The sequence below is a fragment of the Bradyrhizobium sp. WSM3983 genome (assembly GCF_000473045.1).
Taxonomy (GTDB): Bacteria; Pseudomonadota; Alphaproteobacteria; order Rhizobiales; family Xanthobacteraceae; genus Bradyrhizobium.
The window spans coordinates 1-21,164 of the sequence record NZ_AXAY01000002.1; the positions used below are offsets into that span (position 1 = coordinate 1).

Below are 21,164 nucleotides of genomic sequence, written 5' to 3' on the forward strand. Positions count from 1 at the left end.
GCGATCTCGGGCACGCTGTCGATGCTGCTGCCGACCAGCGTCGCGCTCGTTATCTTCGGCCTGCTCGCCGAGGTGAACATCGGAAAACTCCTGATCAGCGGCATCATCCCCGCCATCCTCGTTACCTTCACCATCATGGCCACGATCTATTTCCTGGTCTGGCAGGATCCGTCGCGTGCACCCGCCGCGAAATCGGTGCCGTGGCGCGAAAAATTCGCACTGCTGTGGCAGGTTTCGCCGATGGTGGTGCTGTTCTCGATCGTCACGGGCACGATCTATCTCGGCGTCGCGACACCGACGGAGGCGTCGGCTTTCGGTGCGTTCGGCGCCTTTCTGCTGGCGATCGTCAAGGGCAAGATCACGCCGACCTCGCTGTACAAGACGCTGCTGCGCGCCAGCCACGGCACCTGCATGATCATCATGATCCTGGTCGGTGCCTCGATCTTCGGCTACTTCTTCACGCTCACCCACGTGACGCAGGATCTAGTCGCCTGGATCGGCTCCTTGCCGACCTCGCGCTGGGTCATCATCACGCTGATCCTGTGCGGCTACATCGTGCTCGGCTCCTTCATGGACCAGATCGCGATCCTGGTGCTGACCGTGCCGATCGTGCTGCCGCTGATCAAGACGCTCGGCTTCGACCCGATCTGGTTCGGCGTCATCAAGATCGTCACCGCCGAAGTCGGCATGATCACGCCGCCGGTCGGCCTGAACTGCTTCATCGTCGCCCGCTATGCGAAGCGGCCGGTGGCGGAGGTGTTCCATGGCACCTTCCCGCATTTCATCGCGCACCTGATTGCGATCGCGATTCTGGTCGCGTTTCCGTCGATCATTCTCTGGCTGCCCTCGCAGATGGGACGCTAAGATCGGAGCCGTGCGGCTCCCAGTAAGGAGATCAAGAACATGGATTTCGCGCTCACCGATCAGCAGGAAGCCATTCGCGACGCCATCGCAAAGATCTGCGAAGGCTTTCCCGATGCCTACTGGCTGAAGAAGGACCACGACGGCGGCTTCCCGCACGATTTTCACAAGGCGCTGGCCGACGCCGGCTGGCTCGGCATCTGCGTGCCGGAGGAATATGGAGGCTCGGGGCTCGGCATCACCGAAGCCGCGATCATGATGCGCACGATCGCGGAATCCGGCGCCGGCATGTCCGGTGCGTCTGCGGTGCACATCAACGTGTTCGGTCTCAATCCCGTCGTCGTGTTCGGCACCGAGGAGCAGCGCAAGCGCATGCTGCCGCCGATGGTCGAGGGCCGCGAGAAAGCCTGCTTCGCCGTCACCGAGCCCAACACCGGCCTCAACACCACGCAACTCAAGACCCGCGCCGTCGCCAAGAGCGATCGCTACATCGTCAACGGCCAGAAGGTGTGGATCTCGACCGCGCAAGTCGCGCACAAGATTTTGCTGCTGGCGCGCACCACGCCGCCGGAGGAGGTGCGCTCGCCGACCCACGGTCTCAGCCTGTTCTACACCGATTTCGACCGCAAGAAGATCAAGGTCCACGAGATCGAGAAGATGGGCCGCAAGGTCGTCGATTCCAACGAGCTGTTCTTCGAGGATTTCGAGATCCCGATGGAGGACCGGATCGGCGAAGAGGGCAAAGGCTTCCAGTACATCCTCGAAGGCATGAACCCCGAGCGCATCCTGATCGCTGCGGAAGCGGTTGGCCTCGGCAAGCTCGCGCTGTCGCGTGCGACCGAATACGCCAAGACGCGCGTCGTGTTCAACCGCCCGATCGGCAAGAACCAGGGCATCCAGCATCCGCTCGCGGTGAACTGGGTCGAACTCGAGGCGGCCTGGCTGATGGTGATGCAAGCGGCCTGGCAATACGACAAGGGCTTGCCCTGCGGTGCTGGCGCGAACGCCGCGAAATATTTCGCAGGCGAAGCCGGATACCACGCCTGCGAGCAGGCGGTGATGACTCATGGTGGTTTCGGCTACGCAAAGGAATTCCACGTCGAGCGTTACCTGCGCGAAGTCCTGATCCCGCGTATCGCGCCGGTTAGCCCGCAACTCGCGCTCAGCTTCATTGCGGAAAAGGTGCTGGGCCTCGCCAAGTCGTACTAGGCTGGCGAGCTATCTGAAATAGGCAAGCCCTATTCGGTCGCGATCCGCTCCATCGCCATGGCGCGGAGTTTTGCCCGCTGGATCTTGACGCCGTTGGCGCTGTCGGTGACCGGGAAGGCGTCCACGACATAGATCCGCGCCGGGACCTTGTAGCCGGCGAGCCGCTCGCGCAGGCGTGCGGTCAGCACCTCCTGTTGCGGTGAAGTCCCGGCCAGAATGACGAAGGCGACGCAGCGCGCCTGGCCGTTCAGGTCGACCGCGACGACCTGGGCATCGGCGACGCCGGCGCACGACTTGAGCTCGTCCTCGATCTCGCCGGGCGCGACCAGGAATCCGCCGAGCCGCATGGCGTCGCCCGCGCGGGTCTCATAGACGAAGGCGCCGCCGCGAAGCCGGCCGATGTCGCCGGTGCGGAAGAAGCCGTCCGCGGTGATCGCATCGCGCGTCGCATCGGGGTTGTTGAAATAGCCGAGGAAGCGCGACGGCGCGCTGATCTCGATCTCGCCGGAGACGTCCCGTGCCGCAAGCTCGCCGGTCTCGGTATCACGCACGCGGACCTTCGCGTCGGGGGACATCGGCCAGCCGCCGCCCTCGATGCGATCGGCGAAGGCGTCGCTGGCGCGGGCTATCGAGAACAGGGCCTGCACCTCGCTCGAGCCGTAGAGGCCAAACAACGTCAGGCCACGCGCCTCGGCCTCCGCAGCCAGCTCGCGCCAACCGGGCTGGAACGCGGCGAAGCCGCAGACTTCGAGGTGCGGGAATGGCCGCTGCGAGTCGGTCAGCGCAAGGATGCGGCGGAACATCTCGTCGGAGCCGAAAGTGTGAGTGATCTTGTGCTCGCCGAGGATCTTCAGCGCCGGCGCGGCTTCAAAAGCGTCGAGTACATGGACGGTCGCGCCGGCGGCGATGAAGCCAAGCAGGCTCGTCATGCCAAAGGTGCCGCAGAACGGCAGCATCGCCAACAGCGAATGACGTTGCGGGGAGAGCTGGAGCGCCGCGGCAACGGCGTTGGCGTGGATCGCCAGCGTTCGCTGCGAATGCGCGACCAGCTTCGGCCCCTTGGTCGTGCCCGACGTGGTGTAGAGCAGCACGGGCAGGTCGATGTCGTCCTGAGTGGGAGCTAGCGGATAGCGCTTGTCGAACGCATCGAACCGAACGCAGGGCCATTGCGCGGGGATCGCATCCGCGCCGACCACTGCGAGCTTTTGCAGCGCGGGAACATCCGCCCTGGCGATGTCGGCGAGAATGGCCGCGAAATCGATCGAACGAAACGTCGCCTCGACCACCAGCAGCTTCGCGCCAGACAATTTGAGGAGATGCGCGACGTCCGTGCTGCGGTAGCGCGTATTGACGGCGGCCACGATCGCGCCTAGCCGGGCGGCGGCAAACAGCAGCGCGATCCATTCGACCCGGTTGACCAACCAGACCGCCACCACGTCGCCCTTGCCGATACCCTCAGCGGCAAGCCAGGCCGTGGTCTGCTCGATCTTCCCCAAAAATTCTGCGCGCGAGGCGGGCGTGCCGTCGAACACGAAGGCGGGATCGGCGGCGGTCTCGGATCCGATCAGCGAATGCAATGAAACATCATCGGCGCGCATGGCAACCGGAGTAGCCCGATCGCGCAAACCTGTCTACTTGGTGCCGAACATCCGGTCGCCGGCATCGCCCAGGCCCGGCACGATGTAGCCGTGATCGTTGAGCCGCTCGTCGATGGCGGCGGTCCAGACCGGCACGTCTGGATGCTCGCTCTGGAATTTCGAGATGCCCTCGGGCGCCGCCAGAAGGCATACAAAGCGGATATCGCGGGCGCCGCGGTCCTTGAGCAGCGACGCGCCGGCGCAGGCCGAATTGCCGGTCGCCAGCATCGGGTCCATCAGGATCACGGTGCGGTCGGACAGGTCCTGCGGCGCCTTGAAGTAATATTCCACGGCCTGCAATGTTTCGGGATCGCGGTAGAGCCCGATATGGGCGATGCGGGCCGATGGCATCAGCGCCAGCATGCCGTCGAGGAAGCCGACGCCGGCGCGCAGGATCGGCGCCAGCGTGAGCTTCTTGCCGGCGATCTTCGGCGCCTGCATCGGCGAGATCGGGGTCTCGATCTCGACCAGCTCCAGCGGCAAATCGCGCGTCACCTCGTAGCCGAGCAGCATCCCGATCTCGTTCAGGATCTCGCGAAAGCTCTTGGTCGAGCGGTCCTTCTCCCGCATCAGGGAAAGCTTGTGCTGGACCAGGGGGTGGGCGACGACGTTGACGCTGCTTGTGCTCATGCAACCGCTCTACACGGTTCCGTGAAACGGCGCCAGATCGGCCGGGCGTTTTCCGCAAACCGCGATGCGGCCTGCCGGGCTGTGCGACCGCCGTTCGCGCCCGGCTGCTCGCCTCGTAGGCAGCCATGGTCAATTCGCGGTCGATCGCCGTGCCGAGGCTTTAAACCCCGAGCCCGCGCGCGGCGAGCGTGATCGCGATCGTCAGGACCGCTCCCCAGACCAGGCTCAACGTCATGGTCAGGATCGTCGTGGTGACCCCGTGTTCGAGATTTTTCCTGGGTGTCGGGATCAGCATGCGCGGTATGTTCGAAACTGTAACAACGCCGGACCGGCCAGGCCGATCAGCTGAAGTTCTCGCATGCGACCGGCTCATAGAGCGAATCCGGCGCGGGGCGCACGTTGGGAACGCTCGGCCGAGACGCCTCCACGGCGAGTGCCTGGACCTCGACGAAGGCTGACAGCAGGGCGATCGCAAGGTCGTCATGGCATCCTTCGACCGCGGCGTCGAGCCAATCCGGCAATTCGCGTTTGCGCGAGAGCGCGCAGTGCCATTCGCCCTCGTCATAGGCGATGCGGCGGACCCGCCACAGCGGCAGCTCCAGCTCCATCAGCGTCAGCGCGGCATCGGTCCAGGCCTCCGCATCAATCAGGCGCATGACGCGTGCGGTGCGCTCGCTCTGGCCGAGCGAGGGAAAGCGGCGGCAGGCCTTGTCGATGATCTGGAGCATCAACGGCTGCGTCATCGCCTGCGCATTGCGCAAGCGGTCGCCGAGTGAAGGTGGATCGTAGTGTCGGAAAGCGACGCTCATGTCAGGCCTCCTGGAATTGGCGTCGGTCAGTCGGCCGGCCTCTTCAGGATGGCGGGACAGGCATTTGAAAACGAGATGGGAAAGGGCTGCGAAATATAGGGATTTCATAAGTGTGGCATGCCCCGGGGAACGCGACGCGTTGCGAGACGGCAACCCTTTATGAGATTCCTATAACTTCGCCATAGCCCCCGTCTCGAAAACCTATGCCCATGGTGGCACTTCAGCACGGTCAAAAGTCCCGGCTGGAGCTCGCGGAAATGCGTTGCGCTTCTCTCCATGAACTCCACCGGCCCCCGAGAGAGTGTTGCTTCCGAGAAAGGGACGCAACGAGGAGAAATCCCATGATGGACATTCTGATGCTGGCGCTGGGCTTCGCCTTCTTCGCCGTTGCGATCGGCTACACCTATGCCTGCGAACGGCTGTGACGGAGCGGATCATGATCTTCGATTATGCGCTCGCCGGCGCCGTCTCGTTCGGCCTCCTGGTCTATCTCACTTATGCGCTGCTGCGGCCGGAACGGTTCTGAGCCGTGCTGCTGCTTCTCGAATTGCTGCTGGCGGACGTCGCGCTCGTCGCCGGCCTGCTTGCGCTGGTCCTGCCGATTCTGCGCCGGACACAAAGCCTGAAGGGTTGATTCCATGACTGTGACCGGTTGGCTCCAGATCATTCTCTATTGTGCCATCATCGTCGCACTGACCAAGCCGCTCGGCTGGTACATGACGCGCGTGTTCAATGGCGAGAAGACGTTTCTTTCGCCGGTGCTGCGTCCGGTCGAGGCCGGCATTTACTGGGTCTCCGGCGTCGACGAGAAGCGCGAGCAGCATTGGCTGACCTACACGGTCGCCATGCTGCTGTTCCATGTCGGCGGCTTCCTCATCATCTATGGCGTGATGCGCTTGCAGGCCGTGCTGCCCTTCAATCCGGCGCGGCAGGGGGCGGTCGCCGAGGATCTCTCCTTCAACACCGCCATCTCCTTCATCACCAACACCAACTGGCAGAACTACGGCGGTGAGAGCACGCTATCGTATCTCGTGCAGATGCTCGGCCTGACGCACCAGAACTTCCTGTCGGCGGCCACCGGCATCGCGCTTGCGGTCGCCCTGATCCGCGGCTTCTCGCGGGCGTCGATGCGCACCGTCGGCAATTTCTGGGTCGACGTCACCCGCTGCACGCTCTATGTGCTGCTGCCGATCTGCGTGGTCTACACGCTGTTCCTGATCTGGCAGGGAATCCCACAGACGCTCGGGCCATATGTCGAGGCCACCACGCTCGAGGGTGCCAAGCAGACCATCGCGGTCGGCCCGGTGGCCTCGCAGGTCGCGATCAAGATGCTTGGCACCAATGGCGGCGGCTTCTTCAATGCCAACGCGGCCCATCCGTTCGAGAACCCGACCGCGCTGTCGAACTTCGTGCAGATGCTGTCGATCTTTGTGCTCGGCGCGGCGCTGACCAACGTGTTCGGCCGTATGGTCGGCAACCAGCGTCAGGGCTGGGCCATCCTCGCGGTGATGGGCGTGCTGTTCATCGCCGGCGTCGCCGTCTGCTATTGGGCTGAAGCACAGGGCACCTCGACCCTGCAGGCATTGGGTCTGACCGGCGGCAACATGGAAGGCAAGGAGGTGCGCTTCGGTATCGCTGCATCCTCGCTGTTCGCCGTGATCACGACCGCCGCCTCCTGCGGCGCCGTCAATGCCATGCATGACAGCTTCACCGCGCTCGGCGGCATGATCCCGCTGATCAATATCGAGCTCGGCGAGATCATCGTCGGTGGCGTCGGCGCCGGCATGTACGGCATGCTGCTATTCGTCATCCTGGCGATCTTCGTCGCGGGACTCATGGTCGGCCGCACGCCGGAATATGTCGGCAAGAAGATCGAGGCGCGCGAGGTCAAGATGGCGATGCTCGCCATTCTGATCCTGCCGTTGATGATCCTCGGTTGGTCGGCTGTGGCGGTGGTGCTGCCCTCGGCCGTGGCCTCGATGAACAACGCGGGCCCGCACGGCTTCTCGGAGGTGCTCTACGCCTATTCGTCGCAGACCGGCAACAACGGCTCGGCCTTCGCAGGTCTCACCGGGAATACGCCGTTCTACAACATCAGCGGCGGCGTGGCGATGTTCGTCGGCCGCTTCCTGATGATCGTGCCGGCGATGGCGATCGCAGGCTCGCTCGCCGCCAAGAAATCGATCCCGCCGTCGGCGGGCACGTTCCCAACCACCGGCGGTCTCTTCGTCGGCCTCGTCGTCGGCGTGATCCTGATCATCGGCGGCCTCACCTTCTTCCCGGCCCTCGCACTCGGCCCAATCGTCGAGCATCTCGCGATGAACGCCGGTCAAGTGTTCTGATTGTTTGGAGTGACCTCCATGGAAACCATGAAACTGCAAAAGCGCGCGTCCGTCTCGGCAATGCTTGACCCAAAGATCGTCGTGCCCGCGATCCGCGCGTCCTTCACCAAGCTCGATCCGCGGCTGATGATCAAGAACCCCGTGATGTTCGTGGTCGAGATCGTGGCCGCGCTCACCACGGTGATTTTTCTACGCGACCTCGTCACGGGTGGTGCGAATCTCGGCTTTACCTTCCAGATCATCCTCTGGCTCTGGTTCACGGTACTGTTCGCGAATTTTGCTGAAGCCGTGGCCGAAGGCCGCGGCAAGGCACAGGCCGATTCGCTGCGCAAGACCCGCACCGAAAGCCAGGCCAAGCTCCTGACAGGCGCGGGCCGGGACTTCAATCTCGTGCCGGGCACGAGCTTGAAGGTCGGCGACGTCGTGCTGGTCGAGGCAGGGGATACGATCCCCTCCGACGGCGAGGTGATCGAAGGCGTTGCGTCCGTCAACGAAGCTGCCATCACCGGCGAATCCGCGCCCGTGATCCGCGAGTCCGGTGGCGATCGCTCGGCGGTCACCGGCGGCACGCAAGTGCTGTCCGACTGGATCCGCGTCCGCATCACGGCAGCCCAAGGCTCGACCTTCATCGACCGCATGATCAAGCTGGTCGAGGGCGCCGAGCGGGCGAAGACGCCGAACGAGATCGCGCTCAATATTCTGCTGGCCGGCCTCACCATCATCTTCGTGTTCGCCACCGTCACCATTCCAAGCTATGCGGCCTATGCCGGTGGCTCGATCTCGGTGGTCGTGCTGGTCGCGCTGTTCGTGACGCTGATCCCCACCACGATCGGCGCACTGCTGTCGGCGATCGGCATCGCCGGCATGGACCGCCTGGTCCGCTTCAACGTGCTGGCAATGTCGGGCCGCGCGGTCGAGGCCGCCGGCGACGTCGATACGCTGCTGCTCGACAAGACCGGCACCATCACGCTCGGCAACCGCCAGGCAACGGCGTTTCGCCCGGTGCGTGGTGTCAGCGAGCAGGAGCTGGCGGACGCCGCCCAGCTCGCCTCGCTCGCCGACGAAACGCCGGAAGGCCGCTCCATCGTCGTCCTGGCCAAGGAAAAGTACGGCATCCGCGGCCGCGACATGGCCGAGCTGGGGGCGACCTTCATTCCGTTCACGGCGCAGACCCGCATGAGCGGCGTCGACGCCGGCGGGTCGTCGGTGCGCAAGGGCGCGGTCGACGCCATGCTCAACTATGTCGGCGGCGGCGCGCCGCTGGCCGTGGCCTCCGGCAATACCGCTCGGGCCATCCAACCCGCAGTGCTTTCGGACATCGGCCGCGAGATCCAGACCATCGCGGACGAAATCTCCAAGGCTGGAGGTACGCCGCTTGCGGTCGCCAAGGACGGCAGGCTGCTCGGCGTCATCCAGCTCAAGGACATCGTCAAGGGGGGCATACGCGAGCGCTTTGCCGAGCTGCGCCGCATGGGCATCCGCACCGTCATGATCACCGGCGACAACCCGATGACGGCGGCCGCGATCGCGGCGGAGGCCGGCGTCGACGATTTCCTGGCGCAGGCAACCCCTGAGGACAAGCTCAAGTTGATCCGTGACGAGCAGGCCAAGGGCAAGCTGGTCGCGATGTGCGGCGACGGCACCAATGACGCACCGGCGCTCGCGCAGGCCGACGTTGGTGTCGCCATGAACACCGGTACGCAGGCCGCGCGCGAGGCCGGCAACATGGTCGATCTCGATTCCAACCCGACCAAGCTGATCGAGGTCGTCGAGATCGGCAAGCAGCTGTTGATGACGCGCGGGGCGCTGACGACGTTCTCGATCGCCAACGACGTGGCAAAATATTTTGCGATCATCCCGGCGATGTTCCTGGCGTTCTATCCGCAGCTCAACGTGCTCAACGTGATGAACCTGTCGAGCCCGCAGAGCGCCATTCTGTCAGCGATCATCTTCAACGCGCTTGTTATCATCGGCTTGATCCCGCTGGCGCTGAAGGGCGTCGCCTATCGCGCGGTCGGTGCCGGCGCGCTGCTTCGCCGCAACCTGCTGATCTATGGGCTCGGCGGCATCGTCATTCCCTTCATCGGCATCAAGGCGATCGACCTCGTCGTTGTTGCCTTGCACCTGGCCTAGCGCCGTCATTGCGAGCGAAGCGAAGCAATCCAGAAATGTCTCCACGGTTGACAGCCTGGATTGCTTCGTCGCTTTGCTCCTCGCAATGACGGGAGAAACTGGAGAAAAACACATGCTCAGAGAAATTCGCCCCGCCATCGTCCTCCTGCTGGTGCTCACCGCCATCACGGGCCTGGCCTATCCGCTCGCCATGACCGGCATTGCCGGCGCGATCTTTCCCGCACAGGCGCAAGGCAGCCTGATCGAGAAGGACGGCAAGGTGATCGGCTCCGCCCTGATCGGGCAGGAGTTCAAGGACAACAAATACTTCCACGGCCGCCCGTCGGCGACGCTGGCGCCGGACCCGAATGATTCGACCAAGACGGTCCCGGCGCCCTACAACGCCGCCAATTCGGGCGGCTCCAATCTCGGCCCGACCAGCAAGGCGCTGGCCGACCGGCTGAAGGAGGATGTGGACAAGCTGAAAGCCGAGAACCCGAACGCCGCCGTGCCGGTCGATCTGGTCACGACCTCGGCAAGCGGGCTCGATCCCGATATTTCCCCGGAAGCGGCGCAATTCCAGGTGCCGCGCGTCGCCAAGGCGCGGAATATATCGGAGGACCAGCTCAAGCAGCTCGTCGCCGCCAACACCCAGGGCCGTCTGCTCGGCCTGCTCGGCGAACCTCGGGTTAACGTTCTTGCCCTGAACCTCGCACTGGATCGTGCATCCGCGAAGTAGCGCTCTAGGCCGCGAATGCCCGGATGATTATATTGGCCCGATGGTTCAACAGCGCCGCGATCCCGAACAACGTCCGTCTCCCGAGGCGCTGCTGGAAGCCGCGCGCCGGGAGGAGGGCGCGAGCGGCAAGCTGAAGATCTTCGTCGGCGCCGCGCCCGGCGTCGGCAAGACCTACGAGATGCTGCAAAGCGCCCATGCCAGGCGCAAGGCCGGCATCGATGTCGTGGTCGGCTTCGTCGAGACCCATGGCCGCGCCGAGACCGAGGCGCTGGTGCGCGGACTTGAGGTGATCCCGCGCAAGCGGCTCGATTACCGCGGCCAGATCGTCGAGGAAATGGACCTCGACGCCGTGATCGCGCGGCGCCCGAAGATCGCATTGGTCGACGAGCTCGCCCACACCAACGCGTCCCTATGCCGCCACCCCAAGCGCTATCTCGATGTCGAGGAGCTGCTGTCCCACGGCATCGACGTCTACACCGCCGTCAACATCCAGCACATCGAGAGCCTGAACGACGTCGTCGCCCAGATCACCCATGTGCGGGTGCGCGAGACCGTGCCGGATTCGATCTTCGATCGTGCCGACGCGATCGAGCTGATCGACCTCACGCCCGACGATCTGATCCAGCGCCTGCGTGAGGGCAAGGTCTACGTCCCCAAGCAGGCCGAGCGGGCGCTGGAGCATTATTTCTCGCCCGGCAATCTGACCGCGCTGCGCGAGCTTGCGCTGCGGCGCACCGCCGAGCGGGTCGACGAGCAGCTGCTTACTCACATGCAGGCGAACGCCATCGCCGGTCCCTGGGCCGCGGGCGAGCGCATCCTCGTCTGCGTCAGCGAGGACCCGCGCGCGGCCGGGCTCGTGCGCTACACCAAGCGGCTGGCCGACCGGCTGCATGCGCCCTTCACCGCGATCTCGATCGAGACGCGGCGCGCACTTCAGCTTTCGGACCATGAACGCGACCGGCTGGCCGATACGCTGCGGCTTGCGGAGTCGCTCGGCGGCGAGGCGCTGACCATCCCCGCGGTCGGCCGCCGTATCGCCGATGACCTCATCAATTTCGCGCAAGGCAACAACGTCACCCAGATCGTGATCGGCAAGTCGACGCGCTCGCGCTGGTTCGAGATGACGCGCGGCTCTGTCGTGCACGATCTGGTGCGCCGCGCCGGCAATATCAGCGTTCACGTCATTCCCGGCGACAAGCTGCTGGACGAGGCGGCGCCCAAAACGGGGGTGCAGACCGCGGCGCGGTCCGAGCCGTTCAATCCGCTGCCTTATCTGAAGGCGCTCGGCATCGTGCTGATGGGGCTCGGCGCCGCTGAGCTGATCGAGCCCCGGTTCGGGATCGAGAACGTCGATCTCGTGCTGCTGACTGCGGTGGTGACGGTCGCTGTGCGCTATGGCATCTGGCCATCGCTGCTCGCCACCGTCGCGGCTTCGCTCTGCTACAACTTCTTTTTCATGCCACCCGTCCATACGTTCACTATCGCCGATCCGACCAATGTCGCCGCCTTCATCCTGTTCATGGTGGTGGCGATGATTGTCTCCAATGTCGCGGCTCGCGTGCGCACGCAAGCCGACACCGCAATTGGCCGCATCCGGACCACCGAGCAGCTTTATGCCTTCAGCCGCAAGCTCGCCGGCACTGCCACGCTCGACGACGTGCTGTGGGCCTCGGCCTACCAGATCGCGCTGATGCTGAAGGTGCGCGTGGTGCTGCTGCTGCCGGAGGACGGACTTCTCACGGTGAAATCCGGCTATCCGCCGGAGGACCAGCTCGACCAGGCTGACCTAGCCGCCGCCAACTGGGCCTGGAGCAATGACCGCTCCGCCGGCCGCGGTTCCGATACGCTGCCGGGCGCGAAGCGGCTGTTCCTGCCGATGCGCACCGGGCGCGGCCCGATCGGCGTCATCGGCATCGACAACGACCGCACCGGCCCCTTGCTCACGCCGGACCAGCGCCGGCTGCTGGACGCGCTGGTGGATCAGGGCGCGCTCGCGATCGAGCGCGTGCTGCTGGTCGAGGACATGGACCGGGTCAAGCGTACCGTTGAGTCCGAACGGCTGCGTTCCGCGCTCTTGACCTCGATCTCGCACGATTTGAAGACGCCACTCGCCTCGGTGCTGGGCGCGGCCTCGACCATGCGCGATCTGGCCGGCGCGCTGTCCGACACCGAGAAGCGCGATCTGCTCGCCACCGTGATCGACGAGTCCGAGCGGCTCAACCGCTTCATCGCCAATCTGCTCGACATGACCAAGCTCGAATCGGGCGCCATCGTGCCCAACACGGCGCTGCACGATCTCAGCGAGATCGTCGGCAGCGCGCTGCGGCGGGCATCAAAGATCCTGGCCGCGCACAAGGTCGAGCTGGTTCTGGCCGCCGATCTGCCGATGCTCGAGCTCGATGCCGTGCTGTTCGAGCAGGTGCTGTTCAACCTGCTCGACAATGCCGCGAAATATTCGCTGCCCGAGACCACGATCGCGATCAAGAGCGGGCGCGATCGCGATCAGGTGGTGCTGGAGGTCGCCGACGAGGGCGCCGGCATTCCGCCCGACGAGCTCGAGAGCGTGTTCGACAAATTCTATCGCGTGCAGAAAGGCGACCATGTTCGCCCTGGCACCGGGCTCGGCCTTGCCATCTCTCGCGGCTTCGTCGAGGCGATGCGCGGCACGATCTCGGCCGCCAATCGCAGTGACCGGAGCGGCGCTGTCCTTACCATCCGCCTGCCGGTTCCGGCACAGACCCACGCATTGGATACCGCCGCATGAGTGCTGCCCCGATCAAGGTCTTGGTGATCGACGACGAGCCGCCGATCCGCAAATTGCTGCGGATGGGGCTTTCGACGCAGGGCTACGAGATTCTGGAGGCGTCGAGCGGCAGGATCGCGCTGGAGAAGCTGACCGAGGAGCCCGCGCTGATCATCCTCGATCTCGGTCTGCCCGACATCCAGGGCCACGAGCTGCTGCGGACCATCCGCGCCCGCAATGAGAGCGTGCCGATCGTGGTGCTGTCAAGCCGCGGCGACGAGGCCGGCAAGGTGCAGGCGCTCGATCTCGGTGCCGATGATTATCTGACAAAGCCATTCGGCATGGACGAGCTACTGGCACGGCTGCGCGCCGCGCTCCGTCACCAGCTTCAGGTCCAGGGCGAACGCCCGGTGTTTCGTACCGGCGATCTCTCGGTCGATCTCGTCCGCCGCATCGTCAAGCTCGGCGAGCGGGAGATAAAGCTGTCGCCGAAGGAATACGACCTGCTGCGCGTGCTGGTTCAGCACGCCGGCAAGGTGCTGACCCACCGCTTCCTGCTCAAGGAGCTCTGGGATGAGCTGACCGACGCGCAATATCTGCGCGTCTACGTCCGCCAGCTCCGCCAGAAGATCGAAGCCGATCCGGAGCGTCCGCAATATGTGCTGACTGAGACGGGGATCGGGTACCGGCTGAAGGCGGGGGATTAGCTCCGTCTCCTCATCCTGAGGAGCGCGGAACGCGCGTCTCGAAGGATGAAGGCCCGGCTGTAGGTAGCGAGGCCTGCATGGTTCGAGACGGCGCTTCGCGCCTCCTCACCATGAGGGGAGAGAGGCGCGCGGCGGGAAGCTAACCCGCCTTCCTGTGCCGCGCTGTCGACCGGTGCGCCTTCTTCGCAGGACGGTGCCGCCCCGTTGCGCGCCGCGCATGCGACTTCGCCGCCGTCTTCTTCCCGCCGCGTCCCTTCAGGCTTTGCTTCAACGCATCCATCAGGCTGACGACGTTGCTCGGGCGCTCCTCGGGCTCCGGCAGCTCGATTGTCTTGCCGCTCGCCTTGCGCTTCACCAGCGCCTTCAACGCGGTCTCGTACTCGTCTTTGAACTTGCTCGGATCGAAATGTGCCGCCTTGGTGTGCAGGATGTGGCCGGCGAGCTCGACCATGTCCTTGGTGATCTTCGGGCTCTTGATGTCGTCGAAGAACTCGTCCTCCTCGCGCAGTTCATACGGAAAGCGCAGCGTGGTGCCGAGCAGACCCTTGCCGAGCGGCTCGATCGCGATGATGTGCTCGCGGTTGGTGAGCACGATTTTTGCGAGCGCGACGCGGTCCTGGTCCTTCATGGCGTCGCGGATCACGGCAAAGGCGTCGATCGCGGCCTTGCCGTCCGGGGCGATGTAATAAGGGTGGTTGAGATAACGCTGATCGATCTCCTCACTCGGCACAAAACTCTCGATATCGATGGTGTGGTTGCTCTCGATCTGCACCGCCTCGAGCTCCTCCGGCTCGATCTCGACATATTTGCCCTTGCGCAGCTCATAACCGCGGCCCTTCTGGTCGCTCTCAACGACATCGCCGGTCTCGGCATCAACCATCTGCTGCTTGAGCCGGTTGCCGGTCTCGCGGTTGATCATGTGAAACCGGGTCTTCTCGGCCGCCGTGGTCGCGGGATAGAGCACGACCGGACAGCTGACCAGCGACAGTTTCAACGTTCCCTTCCAATAGGCACGGGGGGCCATTCTATTCTCCAGCGTTCTCAAGGCGTTTTGGAACCCCAACCGCCCCATAGGGTTTTGGTTCCGGGTAGGACTTTTGCCGTGATAGGCTTCAACTCTGATCAGAGAATGCGGGACCGGTCGTGCTGCGAAAACTCTCCACCTACCGTGAGAAGCGTGATTTCGAGAAGACGCCGGAGCCGTCGGGCAAGACGGCAGTGGCGCCGTCAACGCAGCGACGCTTCGTGATCCAGAAGCACGACGCGACCCGCCTGCATTACGATTTCCGCCTCGAATTCGATGGCGTCTTCAAGTCCTGGGCCGTGACCAAGGGCCCCTCGCTCGATCCGCATGACAAGCGGCTGGCAGTGGAGGTCGAGGACCATCCGCTCGACTATGGCGATTTCGAAGGGACGATTCCGGAAGGCCAATATGGCGGCGGCACGGTGATGCTGTGGGACCGCGGCACCTGGGAATCGGACGATCCGGAAGGCGGTTTCAAAAAGGGCGACCTGAAGTTCACCCTCCACGGCGAGAAGCTGAACGGAAGCTGGGTGCTGGTGCGGATGCGGCACGACCGCAGCGGCGGCAAGCGCACCAACTGGCTGCTGATCAAGCACCGCGACGAATACGCTAGCGAGGACGAGGATATCCTCAGCGAGGATAAATCGGTGGCCTCCGGCCGCGCCATGGATCAGATCGCCGGAGGCAAGGGCCGCGCGCCAAAACCGTTCATGCTGGCGAAGGGTAAGGGCAAGGCCGATGCGGTCTGGCAGTCCAACCGGGTCGAGGAGACCAAGGGGCGAACCGTCAAGCCCGCGCCTCGCACGGCGTTGAAGAGCGGCAAAACTTCGAAAAAGAAGGCTACGACTGCGACCACGGCCCGGAAGGTCTCGGAGATGCCGGACTTCGTGGCGCCGCAGCTCTGCACCCCGGTCGAGCGGCCGCCCGCGGCCGATGGCTGGTGCCACGAGATCAAGTTCGATGGCTACCGCGTGCAGCTTCGCGTCGAGCACGGCGAGGCGACGCTGAAGACGCGTAAGGGCCTCGACTGGACCGAGAAGTTCGCGGCGATTGCGCAAGAGGCCGGTGCCCTGCCGGACGCGTTGATCGACGGCGAGATCGTCGCGCTCGATCACAACGGCGCCCCGAACTTTTCCTCGCTGCAGGCAGCGCTGTCGGATGGAAAGACGGAAGATCTCATCTTCTTCGCCTTTGACCTGCTGTTCTCCGAAGGCCTCGACTATCGCCGTCTGCCGCTGGGCGAGCGCAAAGACCGCCTCAAGGAACTGCTGGAGGCGCGCAAGAAGAAGACGAACCAGATCCGCTATGTCGAGCACTTTGTGAGCGGCGGTGACGCCGTGCTGCAATCGGCCTGCAAGCTCGAGCTCGAAGGCATCGTTTCGAAGAAGCTCGATGCGCCGTATCGCTCGGGCCGTACCGAGAGCTGGACCAAGGCAAAGTGCCGCGCCGGGCATGAGGTCGTGATCGGCGGCTGGAAGACGACGGCCGGGAAATTCCGCTCGCTGATGGCGGGCGTACACCGGGGAGATCACCTCGCTTTTGTGGGCATGGTGGGCACCGGCTTCGGTGCCGACAAGGTCAAGCGCGTCATGCCGTTCCTGAAGGAGGCGGCGTCGAGCGAAAGCCCGTTCGGCGGCAAAAATGCGCCGAAGAAGACGCGCGACGTGCACTGGCTGAAGCCCGAGCTCGTCGCCGAGATCGAGTTCGCGGGCTTCACCGCCGACGGCAACATCCGCCAGGCAGCATTCAAGGGCCTGCGGCAGGACAAGCCGGCCGAGGAGGTTGAGGCGGAAACGCCTGCGGATACCGAACTCGCCAAGCCCTCCGCAAAAAAGCGTGTTGTGACGAAGCCCGGGAAAGGCAGGGGTACCGCCGAGGTGATGGGCGTCGTCATCTCCAAGCCGGAGAAGGAGCTGTGGCCGGATGGCGGCGACGGCGAGGCTGTCACAAAGCTCGACCTCGCCCGCTATTTCGAGGCTGTCTGCGAGTGGATGATCGAACACATCAAGGGCCGCCCCTGTTCGATCCTGCGCGCGCCCGACGGAATCGGCGGTGAAAAATTCTTCCAGCGTCATGCCATGCAGGGGATGTCGAACCTGCTCGAACTCGCCAAAGTGTCCGGCGATCGTAAGCCGTATCTCCAGATCGATCGCGTCGAAGGCCTCGCCGCGGTCGCGCAGATCGGCGGCGTCGAGCTGCATCCCTGGAATTGCGCGCCGGATGCCTATGACACGCCGGGCCGGCTGGTATTCGACCTCGACCCCGCGCCGGACGTGAGGTTTGCCGATGTCGTCGAAGCGGCGAAGCAGATGCGGCAGCGGCTCAGCGATGTCGGCATGGAGAGCTTTTGCAAGACCACTGGCGGCAAAGGCCTCCATGTGGTGGTGCCGCTGCTCTACGGTGCACGGGACAAGGTGAACTGGAAAGAGGCCAAGGCGTTCGCGCAAGGCGTCTGCCAGCGGATGGCGGACGACGATCCCGAGCGCTATCTGCTCAACATGTCGAAGAAGTTGCGCAACGGGAAGATTTTTCTGGATTACCTGCGCAATGATCGCATGTCCACGGCAGTGGCGGCGCTGTCACCGCGTGCGCGTGATGGCGCGACGGTGTCGATGCCGGTGACTTGGGCGCAGGTGAAGGGCGATCTCGATCCGAAGAAATATACGGTGCGGACTGTGCCGGGCTTGCTGGCGCGATCGAAGGCGTGGGAGGGCTATGACGATGCGGCCGCGTCGATCAAGGCGGCGGCGAAGAAGCTTGCGGGGAAAATGAAGTAGGTCGGTGCTACAGGCGCTGCGCTCGTAGGGTGGGCAAAGCGCAAGCGTGCCCACCATCTTTTTTGCGGCGATGCGAAGGTGGGCACGGCGCGTTGCGCCTTTGCCCACCCTACGAGATCTCGACTAGATTCGTCCCAGCAACAGCAAGATCAGCAGGATGATGATGACGAGCCCGAGGCCGCCGCCGCCGTAATAGCCGGTGCCGTAGAACGGACCGCCGCCGATGCCGCTGAAGCCGCCGAGCAGTGCGATGACCAAAATGATTAGAATGATCGTACCGATAGACATGCGAATCTCCTCCAGCCCTTTGTCGAAAGGGTCGTTGCACCTGTCCCGTTGTGCGGAGGCAACTTGCCGCATGTTTTAAAGTTCCGATTTTGAAACGGGGCGACAGGTCCCAGTTGCATGGAACCTTTGCCGCTCCGTCCGGCATGACTAAGTGGGGATCAGCCAGCACAGGGCAGAGTCATGTCAGCACCGCTTGTCGTTTCCATTCCGCATCGTCTCGGCCGCGAGGAGGCGGTGCGCCGGCTCAAGACCGGGCTTGGCCGCGCGGCGGCCAGCATTCCCGTGATGCAGGTCGAGGAGGAGCGCTGGAGTGGCGACAGCATGAATTTCCGCATCCGCGCGCTCGGGCAGATCGCGAGCGGTCAGGTCGACGTCGCCGACGACCACGTCAAGGTCCAGGTGGTATTGCCGTGGCTGCTGCAGCGTTTTGCGGAGATGGCACAGGCGACCATCCGTAAGCGCGGACAATTGCTGCTCACCAAGGACGAAGGGAAGTAAGCGTCAAGCGCTTACGCGCTGTCTCGGAGGCCTGATGGCGCTCGCCGCGCGGGCCTCGATGACCGCGGCAGGAAAATCCCGGAAAGCTTGGGCGAGCGGCAATTCGTTGCCCGCAAGACCCGGCGCGGTGTAGCCGCTGATGTCGACGGTTGCGTCAAAGCCTTCGAGCGCGGGCCATTGGCGGCCCGCTTGCGTGAGGGGAGCGAACTGACGTCCGACCACGACGATCGCGGTAGCACGCCCATGCCGGCGCGAGAAGGCGATGACATGATCCGCGTGTGTGCCGCGCACGTCCAGCGGCTGATATTCGCCCCGCGCGAAGACGTCAGCGAGTTCATTGCGCAGCTTGAGCAGATGCCGCGTCCAGGCCAGCTTGAGCTGGCCGTCCGGCCAGGTCTCGATCAGGCCACGCCAATCCGGCGTTTCCAGTGACGCAAGAGCTGCGCTGCGCGCAGCAAAATCCACCGGTCGGCGGTTGTCGGGATCGACCAGCGAGAGGTCCCAATATTCGGTGCCCTGATAGAAATCGGGAACCCCCGGCAGCGTCGCCTTCAGCGTGAGCTGGCTCAGCGAGTTCAGCGCGCCGAGCAGGGCGATGCGGCGGGCCAGTGTTTGCAGCGCCTGTAGGAATTCGCCTGACAGCGCGGGGTCGAGGATCTTCTCGATGAAGCCCTTTATGCCGCTCTCATACGCCTCATGCGGGTTGAGCCAGCTCGTCTCCTCCTTGCCCTCACGCGCGGCCTTGAGCGCATAGGCCTGGATGCGCTCGACCAAACTGGCGTCCGGCCCCTCAAGAGGCCAGGCGCCGAGCAGGGTCTGGTAGAGCATGTATTCGAACGTCGCCGAGGGTGCGCGCAGATTGCCGTGGAGCGCCAAGTGCGGCGCGTTCAGCACCTTCCAGCGCGAAACCGCGCTGGTCCATTCGCCGGGAATCTCGCTCAGTGCCGCGATCCGCGAGCGGGCGTCCTCGCCGCGCTTGGTGTCATGGGTCGCGGTCGCCGTCATGCCTTGCGACCACTCCTTGGCGCGCGCCCGCATCGCCTCGTGGAAGGCGGGAATGGTGAGGCCGCGGCTCGCGGGATCGCCGCCGACCTCGTTCAACGCCAGCAGCCGGTGGAACTGGTAGAACGCGGTGTCCTCCAGCGACTTTGCCATCATCGGCCCGGTGAACTGCTGCACCTTCAGCGCAAAACGGCGCACGCGCGGGGCGCTGTGCGGCGGGCGGCCGGCTTTGAGCAGGTCCATGGTCAGCGCATCGCGCAGGAAGTCGAAAATGCCTTCGTCCGCGGCGAACCACTCGGCGCGGGCGCGCTCGATGGTGTCGTCGATCAGCTTGCGGTCGAGTGCGGTCGGGCCGCTGTGGGTCAGATAGGTCCGATAGACCGGGAAATGCAGCACATACAATTCCAGCGCCTGCCGCAGGCTGTCGGCGGAAAAGTCGCGGGTCGAGTAATGGCCATTGGCGATGCGGGCGAGCAGCCGCGTCAGCACGGTGAATTCGCTGGTCAGCAGCGTCTCCAGCACACGCCGCTTGGCGTCCTTGACGTACGGTGCGAGCCGCGGCGGCCGGTTGCTGATCTGTCGCCAGGTCTCGTCCAGCGCCTCCAGCCCCTTGGCGTCGACCAGAACTTGCGTGATGGCGTTCATCCACTCATAGCCGGTGGTGCCCTGGACGCCGGCGAAGTGCGGCAGGCGCTCGTGCTCGCACAGAATCTTTTCGATCACCGTGTAGAACGGTTTTGTGTTGCCTTGCGCATCGCGCACCAGCCGGCGCAGCCGCTGGCAATATTGCGCGGGATCGCGCAGGCCGTCGATGTGATCGAGGCGGATGCCTTGCAGCTTGCCCTCAGTGATGAGCTGCTTCACCAGCCGGTGCGTGGCAGCGAAGGTGCTCGCGTCCTCGACGCGCAGGCCCGCAAGCCCGTTGACGTCGAAGAAGCGGCGATAGTTGATGTCGCTGGATGCCAGCCGCCAATGGCCGAGCTTGTAGTTCTGCCGTTCGAGCAGATGGTGCAGCGCCAGCGTCTGCGCCGGCCGATCTTTTGCCGCGCGATAGGCGGCGAGGCCGTGCGTGACGATGTCGGCGGCGCCGGCGATCTCCTTCAGCTCCGCCTTGAAGGCGGGAGCTTCCTTGCGGTTTGGCCGGCGCAAGCCGGTGTAGCGCGTGGCGAGCGAGAGCAGGCGCCTGCCGGCTTCGGTCTCGGTAGCATCCGCCTCTTTCACGATCATGCGCAGCACTTCGCCGTAGCGCTCCGGCGCGATGGGCAGCCGATGTTCAAAATACCAGGCGGAAAAACTGCCTTCGTCGGGATCGTAGCGCAGCTCGATGTCGCCGCGCTCGAGCGCCTCGCCATAGGATGCACCGAGGATCGGCAGCAGCACGCCGCCGCGGGCACGGAAGGCCAATTGATCCCAGTCGATGTCGAAGGAGGCTGCGTGCGGCGAGGCCTGGCCCCATTCCAGCACGTCCAGCCACCAGGGATTGTCAGCAAAATGCACGCCGACATGGTTCGGCACGAAGTCGATGATGAGGCCGAGGTCGTGCTGCCTGAGCGCATCGCTCAACCGCGCAAAGCCGGCCTCGCCGCCGAGTTCGGGATTGAACTGGCTATGATCGACGGTGTCGTAGCCGTGGGTCGAGCCCTTGCGCGCCTTCATCACTGGCGAGGTGTAGAGATGCGTGATCCCCAGCGCCTTCAGATAAGGCACCACCGCGGTGGCCTTGTCGAAGTTGAAATCCGCGGTGAGCTGGAGCCGGTAAGTCGCGAGAGGAATCGCGGAAGGCATA

General features: G+C 64.4%; 17 protein-coding genes. 10 read left to right on the plus strand and 7 right to left on the minus strand.

The genetic code is table 11. From position 1 onward, the window contains the following. Both YUA_RS0102905 and YUA_RS0102910 read left to right on the plus strand, forming a co-directional pair. On the plus strand, positions 1–864 hold an 864-nt coding region (locus tag YUA_RS0102905), incomplete at its 5' end, for a TRAP transporter large permease (RefSeq protein ID WP_027529305.1). 39 nt (positions 865–903) lie between these two features. Further along, positions 904–2,070 carry an acyl-CoA dehydrogenase family protein gene (locus YUA_RS0102910; protein ID WP_027529306.1) on the plus strand — a complete coding sequence of 389 codons (1,167 nt, stop codon included), beginning with the start codon at positions 904–906 and terminating at the stop codon, positions 2,068–2,070. 29 nt (positions 2,071–2,099) lie between these two features. On the opposite strand, the gene YUA_RS0102915 is transcribed toward YUA_RS0102910, so the two are convergent. The 4 genes from YUA_RS0102915 to YUA_RS0102930 form a co-directional block, all read right to left on the minus strand. Next, positions 2,100–3,668 (minus strand): AMP-binding protein, encoded by a 1,569-nt coding sequence (locus tag YUA_RS0102915; RefSeq protein ID WP_027529307.1) that lies wholly within the window; start codon positions 3,666–3,668, stop codon positions 2,100–2,102. A gap of 33 nt (positions 3,669–3,701) precedes the next feature. Beyond that, the gene (gene upp, locus YUA_RS0102920; RefSeq protein WP_027529308.1) at positions 3,702–4,337 is read right to left on the minus strand and encodes a uracil phosphoribosyltransferase; all 636 of its coding nucleotides are present in this window, start codon (positions 4,335–4,337) and stop codon (positions 3,702–3,704) included. Between the two features lie 160 nt (positions 4,338–4,497). After that, positions 4,498–4,632, minus strand: coding sequence for a hypothetical protein (locus YUA_RS52270; RefSeq protein WP_256375356.1), 135 nt, complete (start codon positions 4,630–4,632; stop codon positions 4,498–4,500). Between the two features lie 46 nt (positions 4,633–4,678). Next, positions 4,679–5,146 carry a hypothetical protein gene (locus tag YUA_RS0102930; RefSeq protein WP_027529309.1) on the minus strand — a complete coding sequence of 156 codons (468 nt, stop codon included), beginning with the start codon at positions 5,144–5,146 and terminating at the stop codon, positions 4,679–4,681. Between the two features lie 436 nt (positions 5,147–5,582). Between YUA_RS0102930 and YUA_RS43385 the strand changes: the two genes are divergently transcribed. The 6 genes from YUA_RS43385 to YUA_RS0102970 all read left to right on the plus strand — a co-directional run bounded on the left by YUA_RS43385 (position 5,583) and on the right by YUA_RS0102970 (position 13,789). Next, positions 5,583–5,672 (plus strand): K(+)-transporting ATPase subunit F, encoded by a 90-nt coding sequence (locus tag YUA_RS43385; protein ID WP_018641117.1) that lies wholly within the window; start codon positions 5,583–5,585, stop codon positions 5,670–5,672. Positions 5,673–5,784: 112 nt separating this feature from the next. After that, positions 5,785–7,488, plus strand: a complete 1,704-nt coding sequence (gene kdpA / locus YUA_RS0102950) for a potassium-transporting ATPase subunit KdpA (RefSeq protein ID WP_027529310.1) — start codon at positions 5,785–5,787, stop codon at positions 7,486–7,488. Between the two features lie 18 nt (positions 7,489–7,506). Further along, positions 7,507–9,621 carry a potassium-transporting ATPase subunit KdpB gene (gene kdpB, locus YUA_RS0102955; protein WP_027529311.1) on the plus strand — a complete coding sequence of 705 codons (2,115 nt, stop codon included), beginning with the start codon at positions 7,507–7,509 and terminating at the stop codon, positions 9,619–9,621. 112 nt (positions 9,622–9,733) lie between these two features. Beyond that, positions 9,734–10,339 (plus strand): K(+)-transporting ATPase subunit C, encoded by a 606-nt coding sequence (locus YUA_RS0102960; protein ID WP_027529312.1) that lies wholly within the window; start codon positions 9,734–9,736, stop codon positions 10,337–10,339. Between the two features lie 40 nt (positions 10,340–10,379). Then, the gene (locus YUA_RS0102965; RefSeq protein WP_027529313.1) at positions 10,380–13,103 is read left to right on the plus strand and encodes a sensor histidine kinase KdpD; all 2,724 of its coding nucleotides are present in this window, start codon (positions 10,380–10,382) and stop codon (positions 13,101–13,103) included. Then, positions 13,100–13,789 (plus strand): response regulator, encoded by a 690-nt coding sequence (locus YUA_RS0102970; RefSeq protein ID WP_027529314.1) that lies wholly within the window; start codon positions 13,100–13,102, stop codon positions 13,787–13,789. Before YUA_RS0102965 ends, YUA_RS0102970 begins: the two co-directional genes overlap by 4 nt. A gap of 139 nt (positions 13,790–13,928) precedes the next feature. Here YUA_RS0102970 and YUA_RS0102975 read toward each other — a convergent pair whose 3' ends face one another. Beyond that, positions 13,929–14,813 carry a Ku protein gene (locus YUA_RS0102975; RefSeq protein ID WP_027529315.1) on the minus strand — a complete coding sequence of 295 codons (885 nt, stop codon included), beginning with the start codon at positions 14,811–14,813 and terminating at the stop codon, positions 13,929–13,931. A gap of 119 nt (positions 14,814–14,932) precedes the next feature. Between YUA_RS0102975 and ligD the strand changes: the two genes are divergently transcribed. Continuing rightward, the gene (gene ligD, locus YUA_RS0102980; protein ID WP_027529316.1) at positions 14,933–17,590 is read left to right on the plus strand and encodes a DNA ligase D; all 2,658 of its coding nucleotides are present in this window, start codon (positions 14,933–14,935) and stop codon (positions 17,588–17,590) included. A 123-nt stretch (positions 17,591–17,713) separates the two neighbouring features. On the opposite strand, the gene YUA_RS47705 is transcribed toward ligD, so the two are convergent. Continuing rightward, entirely contained in the window at positions 17,714–17,878 is a 165-nt protein-coding gene (locus tag YUA_RS47705; protein ID WP_084292022.1) for a DUF3309 family protein, read from the minus strand. A gap of 180 nt (positions 17,879–18,058) precedes the next feature. Here YUA_RS47705 and YUA_RS0102990 point away from each other — a divergent pair, with 180 nt between their 5' ends. After that, a complete protein-coding gene (locus tag YUA_RS0102990; protein ID WP_027529317.1) occupies positions 18,059–18,376 on the plus strand; it encodes a polyhydroxyalkanoic acid system family protein in 318 nt (105 codons plus the stop codon). A 3-nt stretch (positions 18,377–18,379) separates the two neighbouring features. Here the strand turns inward: YUA_RS0102990 and treY are convergent, their stop codons facing one another. Further along, a complete protein-coding gene (treY, locus tag YUA_RS0102995; protein ID WP_027529318.1) occupies positions 18,380–21,163 on the minus strand; it encodes a malto-oligosyltrehalose synthase in 2,784 nt (927 codons plus the stop codon). Position 21,164: the final 1 nt, after the last annotated feature.

What these genes read in the sequence shown, in the direction of transcription:
- kdpA (WP_027529310.1), top strand. Translation starts at nt 5,785, where the DNA reads ATGACTGTGACCGGTTGGCTCCAGATCATTCTCTATTGTGCCATCATC.
- YUA_RS52270 (WP_256375356.1), bottom strand. Translation starts at nt 4,632, where the DNA reads ATGCTGATCCCGACACCCAGGAAAAATCTCGAACACGGGGTCACCACG.
- YUA_RS0102970 (WP_027529314.1), top strand. Translation starts at nt 13,100, where the DNA reads ATGAGTGCTGCCCCGATCAAGGTCTTGGTGATCGACGACGAGCCGCCG.
- YUA_RS47705 (WP_084292022.1), bottom strand. Translation starts at nt 17,878, where the DNA reads ATGTCTATCGGTACGATCATTCTAATCATTTTGGTCATCGCACTGCTC.
- YUA_RS0102990 (WP_027529317.1), top strand. Translation starts at nt 18,059, where the DNA reads ATGTCAGCACCGCTTGTCGTTTCCATTCCGCATCGTCTCGGCCGCGAG.
- YUA_RS0102965 (WP_027529313.1), top strand. Translation starts at nt 10,380, where the DNA reads ATGGTTCAACAGCGCCGCGATCCCGAACAACGTCCGTCTCCCGAGGCG.
- YUA_RS0102960 (WP_027529312.1), top strand. Translation starts at nt 9,734, where the DNA reads ATGCTCAGAGAAATTCGCCCCGCCATCGTCCTCCTGCTGGTGCTCACC.
- YUA_RS0102910 (WP_027529306.1), top strand. Translation starts at nt 904, where the DNA reads ATGGATTTCGCGCTCACCGATCAGCAGGAAGCCATTCGCGACGCCATC.
- kdpB (WP_027529311.1), top strand. Translation starts at nt 7,507, where the DNA reads ATGGAAACCATGAAACTGCAAAAGCGCGCGTCCGTCTCGGCAATGCTT.
- YUA_RS0102975 (WP_027529315.1), bottom strand. Translation starts at nt 14,813, where the DNA reads ATGGCCCCCCGTGCCTATTGGAAGGGAACGTTGAAACTGTCGCTGGTC.
- upp (WP_027529308.1), bottom strand. Translation starts at nt 4,337, where the DNA reads ATGAGCACAAGCAGCGTCAACGTCGTCGCCCACCCCCTGGTCCAGCAC.
- YUA_RS43385 (WP_018641117.1), top strand. Translation starts at nt 5,583, where the DNA reads ATGATCTTCGATTATGCGCTCGCCGGCGCCGTCTCGTTCGGCCTCCTG.
- YUA_RS0102915 (WP_027529307.1), bottom strand. Translation starts at nt 3,668, where the DNA reads ATGCGCGCCGATGATGTTTCATTGCATTCGCTGATCGGATCCGAGACC.
- treY (WP_027529318.1), bottom strand. Translation starts at nt 21,163, where the DNA reads ATGCCTTCCGCGATTCCTCTCGCGACTTACCGGCTCCAGCTCACCGCG.
- YUA_RS0102930 (WP_027529309.1), bottom strand. Translation starts at nt 5,146, where the DNA reads ATGAGCGTCGCTTTCCGACACTACGATCCACCTTCACTCGGCGACCGC.